The following is a 15245-nucleotide window of genomic DNA, read 5'->3' as shown; positions in this document are numbered from 1 at the left end:
CCGCGCGTGAGCGGACGTGAGCCCCGGCACGCCGGATCGAACGGCCTTGCTCCTCCCACGGCCCAGGATTTAGGGTGAATGCGCTTTCACGAGCCTCGTGATCGCCTCGCGGAAGAAGAGCGGACGGACGGTCGGTCGAGTGAGCGCCCCCACGGTGTACGACGTCGCCGAGCGGTCGGGCGTCTCCATTGCCACGGTCTCCCGGGTCTACCGGAACCCCGATTCCGTACGCGTACAGACCCGCGAGAAGGTCATGGAGGCGGCCCGCGAGCTGGGGTACGTACCGAGCGGCAGCGCCCGGGGCCTGGCCAGCCGGACCACGGGCGTGCTCGGGCTGTGCTTCCCCGACTTCGCGGACCAGGACGCCGAGATCGCCGCCGCCGCGAGCGACGCGGACGACGACCAGGCCGTCATGCTCTACTCCGACCAGGTCATCCGCGGCATGGAGCGGGCAGCCCGGCGGCACGGTTACGCGCTGCTGATCGCGGCCTCGCTGGACGGCGGCCCGGAGAGCCTGGTGGCGAAGGTGGCGGGGCGGGTCGACGGGTTCGCCGTGCTGGCGCAGACGGTGCCGACCGAGGACCTGGAGGTGATATCGCGCCGGCTGCCGGTGGTGATGCTCTCCGGACCGCGCGAGATCGACCACCTGGACCACATCGTGGTGGCCAACGCCGAGGGCGAGCGGGAGCTGACCCGCCATCTGATCGAGGACCACGGGCTGCGCCGGCTGGCGTTCGTCGGCGGCGAGGAGCAGGCGCCTGACGCCGAGGCCCGGTTCCGGGGCTTCCAGGACGCGTGCCGGGACGCAGGGCTTCCGGTGCCCTCCCGCCCGGAGGTGCGCGCCGGGATGATGACGCAGGCCGAGGGCGCGCTGGCGGCGGACGCCCTGCTGGACCGGTCGGAGGGTACGGGGGTGGAGCGGCCGGAGGCGATGCTGTTCGCCAACGACCAGATGGCGGTCGGGGCGCTCCAGGCCCTGGAGCGGCGCGGGGTGCGGGTGCCGGAGGACATCGCGGTGACCGGGTTCGACGGGATCCCGCTGAGCCGCCTGGTCCGCCCGGCCCTGACAACCGTCCGCCAGCCGATCCGCCGGCTGGGCGAGGAGGCGGTGGAGCTCCTGGTCCAACGCCTGGCGGACCCGGGCCGCGCCCCGGTCTCCCTGGAACTGCCGGTCTCGGTGACCCGCAGGGCGAGCTGCGGCTGCGGCTGAGGGCGCGGGTTACGGGCCGGGGCCCGGGTTACGGGGCGGGGCCCGGGTTACGGGGCGGGGGTCGGGCTACGGCGAGGGGTCCAGGCCCTTCGAGCGCGCGCCCATCGCCGGGCGGCCGGGATCAGCCCAACAGCCCCCACGAGGCAACCGACCCCCGCCGGGCGCCCCCTCGGGCACGCAGCCCCCTCAGCCACGCGACCCCTCAGCCACGCGGGGCGACCGGCATCACCCCACCGCCCCCCAGCCACTCCCCGAAGAACCGCGTCCGCCGCGCGTCCAGTTCCGCCGCCTCGGCCGTCATCCCCCGGTACGCGAAGTGCCCCGCCGTCAGCACCTGGAGCTCGCGCTCGCCGGCCAGCGCGTTGTATACGGCGAACTGCCCCGGCGGCGGCACCGACGGGTCGAACAGCGCGGCCGCGACCAGCGTGGGCAGCGTCAGCCGGGTCGCCGCCGTGGCCGCGTCGAAGTAGCGCAGGACCTCCTCGATCTCGGGGTGTTCGCGGTGGTGCGCCCGGACCGCCTCGCCGCTGCCCGCGCAGGGCAGGGTGAGCCGCAGCGGGTGGTTGCCGAAGGTGGGGACGGTGAGCTGGGCCGCGCCGAAGCGGTCGTCCCAGGGCAGCGCGAGGGCCCCGAGCCCGCCGCCGAAGCTCTCGCCGAGGTAGCCGAGGCGCGGCCCGCCCGGCTGCCCGGCCGCCGCCAGCTCCGGCACCAGGGCGGTGAGGGCGGAGGCGGCGCACCACAGGTCGGCCGCGCAGTCCCCGATGACGTACGACGTACGGGAACCGATGCCGTGCAGGACATGCGCGTCGGCCACGTCCGGGACGGAGTCCACCCGGCTCCGCTCCCCCATGCCCCGTACGCACGGCAGGATCACGGCCGCCCCGGGCAGCGGCGCCGGGAGGTCCCGGCCGGGTCCCTGGCGGCCGCCGTACCCGTGCCCGACGACGAATCCGTACCGCACAGGCCCCTCGGCGGGCAGCGCGAGCCAGCCGCCGAGCCGGACGCCGCCCACGGAGGTGAAGGTGACGCCGCGGACGCGGACGCCGTCGCGCTCCTCCTCCACGGGACCGAGGACCGGCCGGGGGTCCACCGCCCGGGCGCGCGCGTACCGGCCGCGCCAGAACGCGTCGAAGTCGTCCGGGGCGGGCGGGGCGGGAACGGAGAGCAGCGCGTCCGGCGCGTCGTACCCGTAGGCCGGGTCGAACGGGAAGCCGTGGGAGAGCGCGACGGATGAGGCCATGCGGCGAGGGTAGACGCCGCGTCACCGACGGGAGTCCGGCCCCCGGGATCGACGAATCGGCCACATCGCCTGTTGTTCCACAAACGGCGCGTTTACGGTTCAACGACAGGACGCCGGAACGTCGGGCGACAGGACGCCGCGATGTCGGGAGACAGGACGCCGAGGCATCGGGCGACAAGACGCCGAGATGTCGAGCGCGTTGCACGAGTGTGACCCACCACCCTCTTGCGGATTCACGAACGCCTGGCGCAGAGTGATGTATGCGCTTACAGGCAGCGCATACATAGCGCATCGCGCAGCATCCGGAATGCTCAAGGAGGAGCCCTCCCATGTCCCGCATCGCCAGAACCGCTCCCGCCGGCATAGCGCTCGCCCTCGCCGTGACCCTCTCCGCCTGCGGCTCCTCCGGCGGCGACGTCGCGGCCGACGAGAAGCAGACGCTCACCGTGTGGGCCATGGGCGCCGAGGGCGAGAAGCTCGCGGACGTGGCCGAGGTCTACGAGAAGGCCAACCCGAACATCACCGTGAAGGTGACCCCGATCGGCTGGGACGTCGCCCACCAGAAGCTCGTCTCGGCAGCGGCGGCGGGCACCCTGCCCGACGTGGCGCAGATGGGCGGGAGCTACATGGGCGAGTTCGCCGAGCTGGGCGTGCTGGAGCCGGTGGACACCAAGGTCTTTGACAAGAAGGACTTCTTCCCGGCGGGCTGGGAGCAGGGCGAGGTGGACGGCACGGCGTACGGCGTGCCGTGGTACGTCGACACCCGGGTCCTCTACTACCGCACGGACCTGGCCGAGAAGGCGGGCGTGAGCAAGCCCCCGGCGAACTGGAAAGAGCTCCAGGACCTGGCCGGCGCGTACCAGAAGAAGGCCGGTACGAAGTGGGGCCTGTCCATCCAGCCCAGCGGCCTGGACACCGTGCAGAACTTCTACTCCTTCCTGTACTCGGCGGGCGGCGAGATCGTCAACGACCGGGGTGAGGCGGTCATCGACAGCCCGGCTGCGGTCAAGGCGCTGAAGGAGTACGGCAGTTACTTCGACAAGGGCCTGGCCAACAAGTCCGTGCAGCCCGGCTACGACGTGGTGAAGGACTTCGGCAACGGCCGGGTCCCGATGTTCTTCGGCGGCCCCTGGCACGTGACGCTGCTCGACGAGGGCCAGCCGCAGATCAAGGGCAAGTGGGCCATCGCCCCCGTTCCGGCGGACGCCTCGTCCACCTCGATGGCCGGCGGCTCCTCGCTCGTCGTCTCCCGGGACAGCGAACACAAGGCGGCGGCCACCGAGTTCATCCAGTACCTGACCGACACGAAGGGCCAGTCCGACTGGTACGAGCGGACGAAGGACCTGCCCGCCAACACCTCCGCGTGGGAGGCCGGCGTCCTCGCCGACGACGCCGGCCTCCAGACGTTCAAGCAGCAGATGGACTCCGCCAAGTCCTCGCCGTCCCTGGCCAACTGGACCGAGATCACCGACAAGGTGGACCAGGCCATCGCCAAGGTGACGCAGGGCAAGGCTTCCGCCGAGGACGCGCTGAAGACGGCGCAGTCCGAGATCGAAGGCCTCGTGAAGCAGTAGCCATGGGCACCTCGACCACCACGACGATCACGGCCGAGAAGGCCGCGCGACCCGCGAAGGCGGGGACCGCACCGGCCTCCGCCCCGGGCGACGGCAGCCGCCGCAAGCGGACGCTGGGCATGCAGAACGCGGCGGGCTGGCTGTTCTCCACCCCGTTCCTCGTCCTGTTCGCCGTCTTCATGGCGTTCCCGATCCTCGCCACGCTGGCGATGAGCTTCACCGACTTCGGGCTGCGCAATGTGACGCGCCCGTGGGAGGCGGAGTTCATCGGATTCGAGAATTACGTCGAGCTCTTCGGTGACGAGAAGTTCCTCAAGTCCCTCTTCAACACGGGGTACTTCGTGGTCGTCGGCGTACCGCTGACGATCGGGATCGGGCTGGTCGTCGCCGTCCTGCTGAACAACGGCATCGACCGGGCGCGGACGTTCTTCCGGGTCGGCTTCTACGCCCCGGTGGTCACGACCATCGTCGCGGTGGCCGTCGTCTGGCGGTTCGTGCTCGACCCGAGCGACGGGCTGATCGCGGGCCTCTTCTCCGAAGTGGGCTGGACCGCACCGGACTTCCTCGGCTCCGAGACGCTGGCGATGCCGTCGCTGATCGTCATGGCGGTCTGGCGGAACGTCGGAACGGTGATGGTGCTGTTCATCGCGGGCCTCCAGGCGATCCCCACCGAAGTACGGGAGGCGGCGAAGCTCGACGGCGCGAACGTCTGGCACGAGTTCCGGTCCATCACGGTTCCGCTGCTGCGCCCGACGGTCCTCTACGCCACGGTGATCACGACGATCGGCTACCTCAACGTGTTCGAGGAGCCGTTCGTGATGACGCAGGGCGGCCCGTCCGACTCGACCCTCACGGTCTCGCTGAACATGTACCGCGAAGGGTTCAACTTCTTCCACATGGGCTACGCGAGCGCGATGGCGTACGTCCTGTTCGTGGTGATCATGGGCATCACGGTGCTCCAGCTCCGACTGCTGAAGGACAACACGAAATGAGCGCCACCAGCAGCGCCCCGGTCAAGAACCTGGGCAAGGGGTCCCGTCCGAAGCGGAGCACCACCCGCCCCCTGATCTACGTCCTGCTCTCGCTCGGCCTGCTGGTCATGTCGGCGCCCTTCCTCTGGATGGGGATCTCCGCCTTCAAGACGCAGAGCGAGCTGTCGGCGAGCCCGCCGGTGTGGATCCCCACCGAGTGGACGCTGACCAACTTCCGGCAGCTGCTCGACAAGCTGGACCTGCCGCTGTACTTCATGAACTCGGTGATCGTGGCGGTCCTGGTGACCGTCTCGAACCTGGTCTTCTGCTCGATGCTCGGCTACGCCCTGGCGAAGCTGAACTTCGTCGGCCGCAACAAGATCTTCGGCCTGGTGCTCGGTGCGCTGATGGTGCCCGGCAACCTGATGCTGCTGCCGCTGTTCGTGCTGATGAGCAGGCTGAAGCTGATCGACAGTTACGCGGGTCTGGTGCTGCCGTTCGCCGCCGGGGCCTTCGGGGTCTTCCTGATGCGCCAGTTCATGCAGTCGATCCCGGACGAGCTGCTGGAGGCGGCCCGGATGGACGGCGCGAGCGAGTGGTACATCTTCTGGCGGATCGTGATGCCGCTGGTGAAGCCCGCGCTCGCGACACTGTCGATCTTCACGTTCCTGGGCTCCTGGAACAACTTCGTCTGGCCGCTGATCGCGACCAACGACCCCGACAAGTACACCCTCCCGGTCGCCCTGGCGACCTTCGCCACCGACCCCAACAAGGCGGGCGGCTCCAACGGGATGCTGATGGCCGGGGCCTTCCTGATCGTGCTGCCGGTGCTGGTCGTGTTCATCGCGCTGCAACGGCACTTCACGCAGGGCATCGCCACGGCGGGCATGAAGTAGCCCCCGGATCAGCCGACTTCACGTAGCGGCCGCACCCCACTCCGTAACGAGCGCGGCCACACCCCTCACCACCACCAGAAAGACATGTCGCGATGACACACACGCCTGCTCCCGTCCCGTTCCCCGAGGGCTTCCTCTGGGGCGCGTCGACGGCCGCCCACCAGATCGAGGGCAACAACACCGACTGCGACTGGTGGGTCAAGGAGCACGCCGCCGGCACCCACATCGCGGAGCCGAGCCTGGACGCCTGCGACAGCTACCACCGCTGGCCCGAGGACATGGACCTGCTGGCCTCGCTCGGCTTCACCGACTACCGGTTCTCCATCGAGTGGGCCCGTATCGAGCCGGTCGAGGGCCGCTTCTCGCGCGCCCAACTCGCCCACTACCGGCGGATGGTGGAGGGCGCGATCGAGCGCGGCCTGCGCCCGATGGTGACCCTGCACCACTTCACGGTCCCGCAGTGGTTCGAGGCGCGCGGCGGCTGGACGGCGGAGGGGGCGGTGGAGCTGTTCGCGCGGTACGTCGCGGCCTGCGCCCCGGTGATCTCCGAAGGCGTACGGCACGTCTGCACGATCAACGAGCCGAACATGATCGCCGTGATGGCGGGCCAGGCCAAGCGCGGCGACAACAGCTTCCCGCCCGCCGGCCTGCCCACCCCCGACGACGCCACGACCCAGGCCGTCATCGCCGCCCACCACGCGGCGGTGAAGGAGGTCCGGGCCCTGGACGCGGGCATCCAGGTCGGCTGGACCATCGCCAACCAGGTCTACCAGGCCCTCCCCGGCGCGGAGGACGTCACCGCCGCCTACCGCCACCCGCGCGAGGACGTCTTCATCGAGGCGGCGCGCGGCGACGACTGGATCGGCGTGCAGTCCTACACCCGTACGCGGATCGGCCCCGACGGACCGATCCCGGCGGCCGAGGACGTCGAGCGGACGCTGACGACGTGGGAGTACTACCCGGGCGCGGTCGGCGAGGCGCTGCGCCACACGGCCGAGGTCGTCGGGGACGTCCCGCTGATCGTCACGGAGAACGGCATCGCGACCGCCGACGACAGCCGCCGGGTCGACTACTACACGGGCGCTTTGAGCGAGGTCGCCTCGGCGCTGGAGGACGGCCTCGACATCCGGGGCTACCTGGCGTGGAGCGCGCTGGACAACTACGAGTGGGGTACGTACAAGGCCACGTTCGGCCTGATCGCGATCGACTGGGAGACCTTCGAGCGCACCCCGCGCGACTCGGCGAAGTGGCTGGGCTCGCTGGGCCGCACGCGCGAACTCCCGCGCACGGAAGCCTGATTCACCCGCGCGTTCGCGCGCCCTTGATACGGGGAGCCACCTGACGGCTCCCTCCGGCCCGGGAGCCGGCGGAACCTGACGACCGCCGGCTCCCGAGCCGCCCGCACGAGCACTGTTCCCCTCTCCCCCTTCTGCCACCAGGAGCCGGACCGATGGACCGTCGCACGTTTCTCACCGCCGCAGGGACCGGGGCCGCGGCCCTGTCGCTCGGAGCCGTAACAGCCCCCGCAGCAGCGGCGGCCTCCCCCGCCGACCCGCGTCTCCTTCGGACCTGGTTCGTCGACACGTACCGCTCGATCGAGGCGATGACGACCGACTTCGGCCTGGTCACCGACAAGATCGACCTCAGGAGCGAGGCAGCCCCCACCCAGTCCCCTCAGACCTCCCCGACCAACATCGGCTGCGGCCTGTGGTCGACGGTGGCGGCGGCAGGCCTGGGGGTGATCGGCGAGGGGGCGATGCTCCGGTCCCTGACCCGTACGGTCACGGCGGTCGAGAAGCTGGAGCGCCACCACGGCTTCTGGCTCAACTGGTACGACGCACACGACGGTTCGGTGCTGACGGAGTGGCCCGGCACGGGCGCCCCGGTGCGCCCGTTCCTGTCCTCCGTGGACAACGCGTGGCTGGTGACGGGCCTACGGATAGCCGCCGACGCGGCACCGACGCTATGCGCCCGCATCGACCGCATCCTGGCCACGGCCGACTGGTCGTACTTCTACACGCCGTACGACCCGGCCGACCCGGTGGCGGGCCCCGGCCAGCTGCGCGGCGGCGTCTGGACGGACACGGAGGAACCGACCCCGCACCACTACGGCGCGCTCAACACCGAGCCCCGCATGGCGAGTTACCTGGGCATAGCCGACGGCTCGCTCCCCGGCGACCACTACTGGCACCTGCTGCGCACGATGCTGCCGGAGCACGAGCAGGAGCAGAGGCCGGGCGGCGGCTACGTCACGGTCGACGGCGTACGCGTATGGAACGGCCACTACACGCACCGCGGCCGGAAGGTGGTGCCCACCTGGGGCGGCTCGATGTTCGAGGCGCTGATGGTGCCGCTGTTCGTACCGGAGCCGGAGTGGTCGCCGCGCGCGTGGGGCGTGACCCATCAGCGTTACGTACGCGGCCAGATCGACCACGGCCTGCGGGAGGCGCGGTACGGCTACTGGGGCTTCTCCCCCGCCAACGTCCCCGAGGACGGCTACCAGGAGTACGGGGTCGACGCGCTCGGCATGCAGGTGGACGGCTACGCCTCCAACACGGACCGCACGCACACCACGGACGGCGAACCCCTGCCCCCACCCTCGGCGTTCACCAACGGAGTCGTCACCCCGCACGCCTCGTTCCTGGCCCTCCCGTACGCCCGCCGGGAGGCGGTGGCCAACCTGCGCGCACTGGAGCGGGACTTCGGCGCGTACGAGGACGGCCTCGGCTTCCGCGACTCGGTGAACGTGTCCACGGGCCGGGTCAGCGACTTCATGCTCGCGCTGGACCAGGGCATGATCGCCGCCGCACTCGCCCAGGAGCTACGCCCGGGCCTGCTGCAACGCCCGTTCCGCACGGGGGGTTTCCGGTCCCGGGTGCGTCCGCTGCTGGAGCGGGAGCGGTTCTCGATCTGAGGCCGAGGATACGGAGAGAGCCTTGCCGGCACGGGGGCGCTGTCCCGGTGGCCCCCGCGCCGGGATCAGGCCTCGCCCAGGTTGCCCTCGTCGTCGATGCGCTGAAGAATCTGCCAGAAGTCACCCTCGTCGAGCAGGCCTATGAGCACCTCGATGATGTTGTCGATGCCGGGATCGCGGACGATCAGACCGTCGTAGCACCAGAAGTAGCGTCCGCCCAGATCCTCGCCCGTGCGGGAGCCCTTCTCCATCAGCCGCTGGACCTCGTCGAGAGTGAAGACGGTCGCGGTCCAGCGGGAGCCGTCCGCCGACATCCGCACCTCTACGTCGATGTTGCAGACGTCTTCCAGCACCTCGTCCGCACCAAGCACGAACGACGCCTCGAATCGATCTGTGCGGACGCGGTACCAAGGTCCGTCCCGAACCCGCTCGACGACTCCGGGCGACAAGGCATTGGTCATGGCGGGAGTATGGCGGTGCCCTACGACCTGTTCAACGGGAATACCCATCGCGAAGCATGCGAACAGGCGCCGGGGTGTCCGGCGTGTCCAACCACGGCACATGAGTGCCGTCGGGAGTGATGGTCAGCCCGAACCGCTCCGGTCCGGGCTGCCCGGCCTCGCGCCACCAGCTGTACGCGGCCTCGACTGCCTCCCACAATCGGTCGGGCCCGTGCTCCCACACGGTGAAGCGGTCGGCGGTCCGCCCGTCCACGTCCACGGCGGCCCAGGAGGTCGCGTCGGTGGTGGCCAGCCACAGCCGGAAGTCGACACCCTCCACATCGGGGTTCTCGTGCCAAGTCCGCCACACGTGGGGCAACTGGAGACCGATCGCGAACTGGGCGGCCCAGTCCTCGCCGGCGACCGCCCAGGGAGTCAGCCGGGTGGAGGACTCCGTGGGCACGTGGCTGTCACACACCACATCGCGGTAGATCCGCAGGTCCGTACGCTGCCCCCGCATCAGCATGAACGCCGAGTGCGGGGAGAAAGACCCCGAGGCGCCGCCGTAACCGTCCACGGTGAGCCTGAGCAGCCCGTAGCAGAACCATGGCGACTCCCAGGGCACGAGGACTGCGCCGCCCGGCCGGGTCTGCGCGATCCACGCCGGAGGAACTGTCCGTACGGAGCAGGTCGCGATCACCCGGTCGTAGGGTTCGTCGGCCTCCTGGCCCCGGGCCCCGTCGCCCTGGACCGCCCGTACATCCAGCCCCGCGCCCTCAAGGCGGCCCGCCGCGGTCGCCGCCAACTCCGGGTCGACCTCGATGGTGGTCACCCGGCCCGGCCCGAGGCGGTGCGCGAGCAGCGCCGCGCTCCACCCGGTGCCGGTGCCGATCTCCAGAACGCGGTGGCCCGCCCGTACGTCCAGCAGGTCGAGCATGCGGAAGACGATGGACGGGGCGGAGGCCGAGCACGAGGCCCAGCGCTCCCCCGGTGCGGCAGTGTCCCCGTCATTGACCTGGGTGACGACGGCGGTGTCGGCGTAGGCGTGCCGCAGCCACTCCGCCGGGGCCGTCGCCCGGTCACACTCCACCAGGTCGTCCCCCACCCAGACGGTCCCGGGCAGGAACGCGTGCCGGGGTACGCCCCGGAAGGCGGCTTCCCAGACCGGGGCCATGGGAGCACCGAGGCTCTCGTTCACCGAGCCCAGCAGGCCGGCGCTCATGGCGGACACGACGCCGGTCTGCTCGTCCGGTGCGTTCAGCTCCATCTGCGGTGTGCCTACTTCCCTTTGTGCTTCGGCCCCGGCGCAGGCTTGGCGGTGTCCGAGGACGGCTTGGCCGTGCCCGGATCCTTGCCGCCCGAGTGCTTTCCGTCGCCACCACCGCCGCCTTTGCCTGTTCCCCAACCCATGGCTGCCCGTTCCTCTCGGTCGGCCGTTTCGATGAAGTGACCGTAAGGAAGGATCGGGCAGGGTAGCTACGTTGTTGCATGCGGTTGCACGGATTCACCGGAGAGAGTCGAGAGCAGCCGTGATCAATGCACGAGCGTTTACGCCGTAAACAGCCATCTCCGCCAGTTGGGAGAACGTATCGGCGTACATCGCGACTTCACTGGGCTGGGTGATCGTGAGGTACCCGGAGACCAGCTCGACATTGGTCTGTGAGGCGTCGAAGATCCAGAATCCTTCCACGGGCATCCTGGAACGGCCCGCGGCCATCGGAACCACACCCAGACTGACGTTGGGCAGAGAACCCACGGTGAGCAGATGGCCGAGCTGCCCGACGAGGACGTCCGTTCCGCCGATGCCGTTCCGCAGCACCGACTCCTCGATGAGGAAAGCGAATCGGCGCCCGCCCTCGTACAGCACGCGCTGCCGCTCCACGCGTGCGGCCACCGCCTCGGCCACATCATCGACCTCGACGCGGCGTCGCTGAACGGCGCGCAGCACCGCCTCGGTGTATCCGCGTGTCTGGATCAGCCCCGGCACCAACCAGGACGAGTAGGACCGGAAGCGACGGGTGCGTTCGAACAGCGGCGATCGCGCTTGCTGCGCCTGCTTGAGCCCGGCTTGCTCCATCCGCTTCCAGCCGATCCACATGCCCTCGGCGTTCCGGAGCGACGCGAGGAGATCGGCGGTCTGGTCCTCCGCCCCGCACGCCCGGCACCAGGCCCGGATATCACCGGCGGACGGAGGTGTGCGGGCGTTCATGATCCGCGACGACTTCGACGGGTGCCAGCCACAGCGCACAGCGATCTCGCGCCCGGTCAGCCCGGCGTCCCGGCAGAGGCCGGCAAACCGATCCGCGAGAATGCGCCGGGCCTGCTGAGCACTTGAGGAAGGAGATTCGGCCATGGTGGGACGGGATCAGCGGGGCCGGTACTGCTCATGCGGCGCAGCACGTTCCCACACGGCCTCGAAGGCATCCGCGCACAGCTTCACCAGCGCCGGATCGTCCGTGTACTCCCGCCCGTCCTCGTCCAACTGCCCGTTTCCGGTGAAGTGGTGGAAGAGAACCTGATCCCCGTCGAACACCCAGAAGTCCGTGCTGGGCAGGGCGAGGCCGGTCGCCCTGCGCCTGGGCAGCCAACGGACCGCTTCACCCGCCGCGATGTTCGTGAACGTGCTGTCGTACTCGTACCGCACATAGTCGCTGATCGGCTCGGACACGACGCGGGCACGCCGGACTGCCACGCCCCGGCCGACGGCTTCGTACACCGCTTCGTGCCAGCCGCCCCACCAGGCCGACCGCTCGGCGCGGTCCAGCCGCTCTCCTCGCCGCCACGCGATGTACCCGGGGTCGTCGAGCATGTACGAATCACGCAACTCAAGGTGGACTGCCGATCGTTGCGCACGCGCCAGAGCGTCACGCGCCGGGGGCTGCACGTCCCGCCTCTCCTCCGTCATTGCCTTCCCGACGAGCAGGAAGGTAGTCCAGCATGGCCGCCGGAAGCCGGATGATCGTCTCGTGGCCCGGAACATCGGTGGAATGTCCCGGAACGGAGCCGACTTCCTTACATTCGTCGACTTCTGCCTCAGTCGCTCTGTACGACTGGATCAGGAGATCTCCCGTTTCCTCGTGCAGCCAGATCGTCGGCGACTCGTCGGTCGGAGAATCAGGATCGATGCCGAGAAACCGTAAAACCATGATCAGCTCCCGCTGTCGAGGGTTGCATCAGCATGCACGAGCGTTCCGTTGCAGGACGGCGCTCGTCAAGAGCACGGAGGGGCGCACAGGAAGCGTTCTAGCGCTCCCTATCGGAGGAGAGATGCGGGAACTCCCGCACGAGTACGGCGTCCACCGCCGCGAGCGTCGGATCGACGATGTCCCAGTCATGGACGGACGGGTGGCCCGCGAACAGCCCGCACGCGTCCTCGCCCCGGGGCTCGACGGCACCGCACCAGCCCAGCTCCGCCAGGATCGCCCGCTCGCCCCTCCAACGGGCCCAGACGGCGGTGTGGTTCGCGTCGATGTCCCACAACGCCATCGCGTGGCCACCGTCGTGGTCGGCGGCCAGCTCGCAGAGGAGGTGTCCGGCTTCCGGGCGGCTGCCGCCGGGAGGGGCGGCGAGGCGGAGCACGAAGTCCGGGGGCGGCAGCAGGGTCACGGCGGTGCACTGGTCCATGGGGCGGGAATCCTCCGGTCGCCGTCAGGGCGCGTCGGTGTCGGGTACGTCGGGTGTGCCGAGTACGTCAGGGGCGTCGGGCGTGCCGGGAGCGTCGCCCTCGGAGACGAGTCGCCGGACCTCGCTGTGGACGTGTGCGGCGATGAGGTCGCCGAGCGGGTCGGTCACGGAGAAGGAGTGCGGCCCGGGGTGGTGGTCGAAGTACGCGCACGTGGTCACCGTGCGGGTCGCCAGCTCGCGGAGCACGGCGGGGCACAGGCGCAGTGCGTCGAGCCGGTGGACGCGGTGGGCGCCGGTCCCCGACCAGAGGAGCCACAGGTCCTGGTCGTCCGGGGTGTCCGCGGTCCACAGGTGTGCGGCGTGCTCGGCCGACTCGTCGTGGTCGCCCAGCTCGCACAGGACGAAGGCCTCCGGCTCCACGGCATCGGGCGGATGCGCGGGCCCGCCTTCCATGGTGGCGAGCGCCAGCAGTGCTTCGGCGTACGGGACTTGGGTCACGGCGGTGCATTGCAGCACGCGGTCAGGCTCCTTCCGTACGAGGCGGGGACGGGTGGTCCGCCGAGGCTGCCGCCGTCCACCCCCACAGGTCCACGGGCCACGCGCCGAGGGTGACGCGGAGCCCCACGAAGGGGTCGACCACGGTGAGCAGGGCGGGTCGACCGGATTCCAGCGCGCTCAGGGCGTGGTCCTGGCTGCCGTGGTCGCCCGCCCAGGCCCGGAGCGCCTCGGGGGCGTCGGAGCCGTGGAAGGCGACCGGCCGGACGTCCCTGGCCCCGAGCCACGGGGCGGCCTGAGGCAGATTCCGCCCGTGCCCGTCCGCCAGCCGCAGTGCCTGCCGCCGGAGCCAGCGGAGAACGAGCCGGCGGTTCGGCAGAGCGACCCCGCCGAGCGGGAGGGCCCGGCCACCGGCCTTGGCCGTGACGGCGGCGACGTAGTCCAGCACCCTCGCCCGGCCCGCGCCCGGGAGCCCCGCCCTCACAGCACTTCCCCCCGGCTACGGGCGTTGAGCCGGGCGGTACGGGCCCGAAGCTGCTCCATGAGCAACGCGGGCCGCACGTAACGGGGTTCGACCTCCCATTCGCGCCCACCGCCGACCGGCCGGAGGGACCAGTACGGGCCGGCGACGCCCTGGAACTCCCCCACGCGGTCACCGCGGCTCGTGTCCGCGAGCAGGGTCCCGGGGTCCGGGACGGGTAAGGGTCGTTCCGTATTCGAGCTGGCGTTCTCGCCGTACACCGATCGCTCCTCTCTGTAGCCGTACGACTACCGGGGCGACTCAGCGTGGCCTAGCGTGGATACGTCTTCAACGTTTCGGAACTGGGGGATACGTTGGTCAACCGCAAGGAAGTGAACCCTGACGGGGGCCCGGAGGCGGCCTACGGAGCACGTCTGCGTAGGGAGCGCGAGGCTCGGGGCTGGAAACAGGACGAACTGGGCGGGCGCATCGGCTACACGGGGCGGCACGTTTCCGGCGTGGAATTGTGTCACAAGTCCCCAACTCGCAAGTTCTCGATCGCCGTTGATGTGGCGATGGGATTCACGGGAACCGCTGATTCGTTCGAGCGCGAGTGGCGCAAGATCAAGCACGGGGTGCTGTTGCAGGGCTTCCCGGAGTACGTGGCGCTGGAGGGCCGGGCGGCGGAGATCCGGCTGTTCGAGGTGGGCGTCATCCCGGGGCTGTTGCAGACCCGGGAATACGCGGAGGCGCTGGCGCGCGGGGCGGTCGACCGGGGCGTCATGACCCCCGAACAGGCCGATCAGCGCGTCTCGTTGCTCATGGAGCGCCAGGGCGCGCTGTTACGCACCGTCCCGCCGATGCTGATCGCGGTGCTGGACGAGAGCTGCATCCGCCGCCCGATCGGCAGCCCCGCTGTGATGGACGCCCAGTTGCAGTATCTGGTCGACTTCGCCGCGCAGTCCCACACCATGCTCCAGATCGCCCCGTTCAGCATCGGTGAGCAGCGGCCCTTCGATCGGCTGGTGAATCTGCTGACGCTCCAGGACCGGTCCGTGGTCTCCTACGTCGAGTCGGAGACGCAGGGCCATCTGGACCGTGAACTCAGCTCTGTCATCCCGATGGTGAGGGCCTACCATCAGTTGCAGGCTGTGTCTCTGTCGCAGACAGATACCGTGGACATGATCCACCAGCATCGAAAGGGCACCCCGTGACGACCGAATCCACGACCCAGCAGTGGGTCAAGTCCTCCTACAGCAACAGCGGTTCGTGCGTCGAGTGGGCCCCGCGTACCGCGTCCGCCACCGGCATCGTCCCCGTACGCGACTCCAAGAACCCCGAAGGCCCGGTCCTCACCGTCCGCGCCGCCGCATTCAGCACGTTCGTCACGGGTATCACCTCAGGCGAGCTGTAGCACCGAC

The 15245-nt window shown here is 70.2% G+C and carries 18 protein-coding genes; 8 read left to right on the top strand and 10 right to left on the bottom strand.

Annotated elements, in window-relative coordinates; all coding sequences use genetic code 11:
• Positions 1-139: 139 nt before the first annotated feature.
• Complete coding sequence (locus A3Q37_RS30890; RefSeq protein WP_065489644.1) at positions 140-1210, top strand: LacI family DNA-binding transcriptional regulator; 1071 nt, start codon at positions 140-142, stop codon at positions 1208-1210.
• Between the two features lie 202 nt (positions 1211-1412).
• Here A3Q37_RS30890 and A3Q37_RS30885 read toward each other — a convergent pair whose 3' ends face one another.
• A complete protein-coding gene (locus A3Q37_RS30885; RefSeq protein ID WP_065489642.1) occupies positions 1413-2450 on the bottom strand; it encodes an acetylxylan esterase in 1038 nt (345 codons plus the stop codon).
• Between the two features lie 329 nt (positions 2451-2779).
• Between A3Q37_RS30885 and A3Q37_RS30880 the strand changes: the two genes are divergently transcribed.
• From A3Q37_RS30880 to A3Q37_RS30860, 5 genes are all read left to right on the top strand, one after another.
• Complete coding sequence (locus tag A3Q37_RS30880; RefSeq protein WP_065489640.1) at positions 2780-4024, top strand: sugar ABC transporter substrate-binding protein; 1245 nt, start codon at positions 2780-2782, stop codon at positions 4022-4024.
• Positions 4025-4026: 2 nt separating this feature from the next.
• A complete protein-coding gene (locus A3Q37_RS30875; protein ID WP_065489638.1) occupies positions 4027-5016 on the top strand; it encodes a carbohydrate ABC transporter permease in 990 nt (329 codons plus the stop codon).
• Positions 5013-5891, top strand: coding sequence for a carbohydrate ABC transporter permease (locus tag A3Q37_RS30870; protein WP_065489636.1), 879 nt, complete (start codon positions 5013-5015; stop codon positions 5889-5891). Before A3Q37_RS30875 ends, A3Q37_RS30870 begins: the two co-directional genes overlap by 4 nt.
• A 92-nt stretch (positions 5892-5983) precedes the next feature.
• Entirely contained in the window at positions 5984-7189 is a 1206-nt protein-coding gene (locus A3Q37_RS30865; protein ID WP_065489635.1) for a glycoside hydrolase family 1 protein, read from the top strand.
• A 152-nt stretch (positions 7190-7341) separates the two neighbouring features.
• The gene (locus tag A3Q37_RS30860) at positions 7342-8805 is read left to right on the top strand and encodes a glucoamylase family protein (protein WP_065489630.1); all 1464 of its coding nucleotides are present in this window, start codon (positions 7342-7344) and stop codon (positions 8803-8805) included.
• 65 nt (positions 8806-8870) lie between these two features.
• Here the strand turns inward: A3Q37_RS30860 and A3Q37_RS30855 are convergent, their stop codons facing one another.
• From A3Q37_RS30855 to A3Q37_RS30820, 9 genes are all read right to left on the bottom strand, one after another.
• Positions 8871-9266: a hypothetical protein gene (locus A3Q37_RS30855; protein WP_065489628.1), complete on the bottom strand. Its 396-nt coding sequence runs from the start codon at positions 9264-9266 to the stop codon at positions 8871-8873.
• A 31-nt stretch (positions 9267-9297) separates the two neighbouring features.
• On the bottom strand, positions 9298-10512 hold the full coding sequence (locus A3Q37_RS30850; RefSeq protein ID WP_065489626.1) for a methyltransferase domain-containing protein: 1215 nt from the start codon (positions 10510-10512) through the stop codon (positions 9298-9300).
• A gap of 237 nt (positions 10513-10749) precedes the next feature.
• Complete coding sequence (locus tag A3Q37_RS30845; RefSeq protein WP_065489625.1) at positions 10750-11598, bottom strand: helix-turn-helix transcriptional regulator; 849 nt, start codon at positions 11596-11598, stop codon at positions 10750-10752.
• A 12-nt stretch (positions 11599-11610) separates the two neighbouring features.
• Positions 11611-12150, bottom strand: a complete 540-nt coding sequence (locus A3Q37_RS30840; protein ID WP_079138065.1) for a DUF6879 family protein — start codon at positions 12148-12150, stop codon at positions 11611-11613.
• On the bottom strand, positions 12110-12391 hold the full coding sequence (locus A3Q37_RS36100) for a hypothetical protein (RefSeq protein ID WP_079138064.1): 282 nt from the start codon (positions 12389-12391) through the stop codon (positions 12110-12112). Before A3Q37_RS36100 ends, A3Q37_RS30840 begins: the two co-directional genes overlap by 41 nt.
• A 97-nt stretch (positions 12392-12488) precedes the next feature.
• Positions 12489-12869: a hypothetical protein gene (locus A3Q37_RS30835; RefSeq protein WP_065489623.1), complete on the bottom strand. Its 381-nt coding sequence runs from the start codon at positions 12867-12869 to the stop codon at positions 12489-12491.
• A 24-nt stretch (positions 12870-12893) separates the two neighbouring features.
• On the bottom strand, positions 12894-13385 hold the full coding sequence (locus A3Q37_RS30830) for a hypothetical protein (RefSeq protein ID WP_065489622.1): 492 nt from the start codon (positions 13383-13385) through the stop codon (positions 12894-12896).
• A 4-nt stretch (positions 13386-13389) separates the two neighbouring features.
• Positions 13390-13848, bottom strand: coding sequence for a hypothetical protein (locus A3Q37_RS30825; RefSeq protein ID WP_255311993.1), 459 nt, complete (start codon positions 13846-13848; stop codon positions 13390-13392).
• Entirely contained in the window at positions 13845-14105 is a 261-nt protein-coding gene (locus A3Q37_RS30820; protein WP_065489621.1) for a hypothetical protein, read from the bottom strand. The genes A3Q37_RS30825 and A3Q37_RS30820 overlap by 4 nt, the downstream gene beginning before the upstream one ends.
• A 93-nt stretch (positions 14106-14198) precedes the next feature.
• Between A3Q37_RS30820 and A3Q37_RS30815 the strand changes: the two genes are divergently transcribed.
• Together A3Q37_RS30815 and A3Q37_RS30810 are read left to right on the top strand one after the other, a co-directional pair.
• The gene (locus A3Q37_RS30815) at positions 14199-15038 is read left to right on the top strand and encodes a DUF5753 domain-containing protein (RefSeq protein ID WP_065489619.1); all 840 of its coding nucleotides are present in this window, start codon (positions 14199-14201) and stop codon (positions 15036-15038) included.
• Positions 15035-15238, top strand: coding sequence for a DUF397 domain-containing protein (locus A3Q37_RS30810; protein WP_065489617.1), 204 nt, complete (start codon positions 15035-15037; stop codon positions 15236-15238). Before A3Q37_RS30815 ends, A3Q37_RS30810 begins: the two co-directional genes overlap by 4 nt.
• The last annotated feature ends 7 nt before the right edge of the window (positions 15239-15245 follow it).

Origin of the sequence: Streptomyces sp. PTY087I2, from assembly GCF_001687325.1 — a bacterium.
In the GTDB taxonomy this organism is placed as follows: domain Bacteria; phylum Actinomycetota; class Actinomycetes; order Streptomycetales; family Streptomycetaceae; genus Streptomyces.
This window is presented reverse-complemented; position numbering and strand designations above follow the sequence as displayed.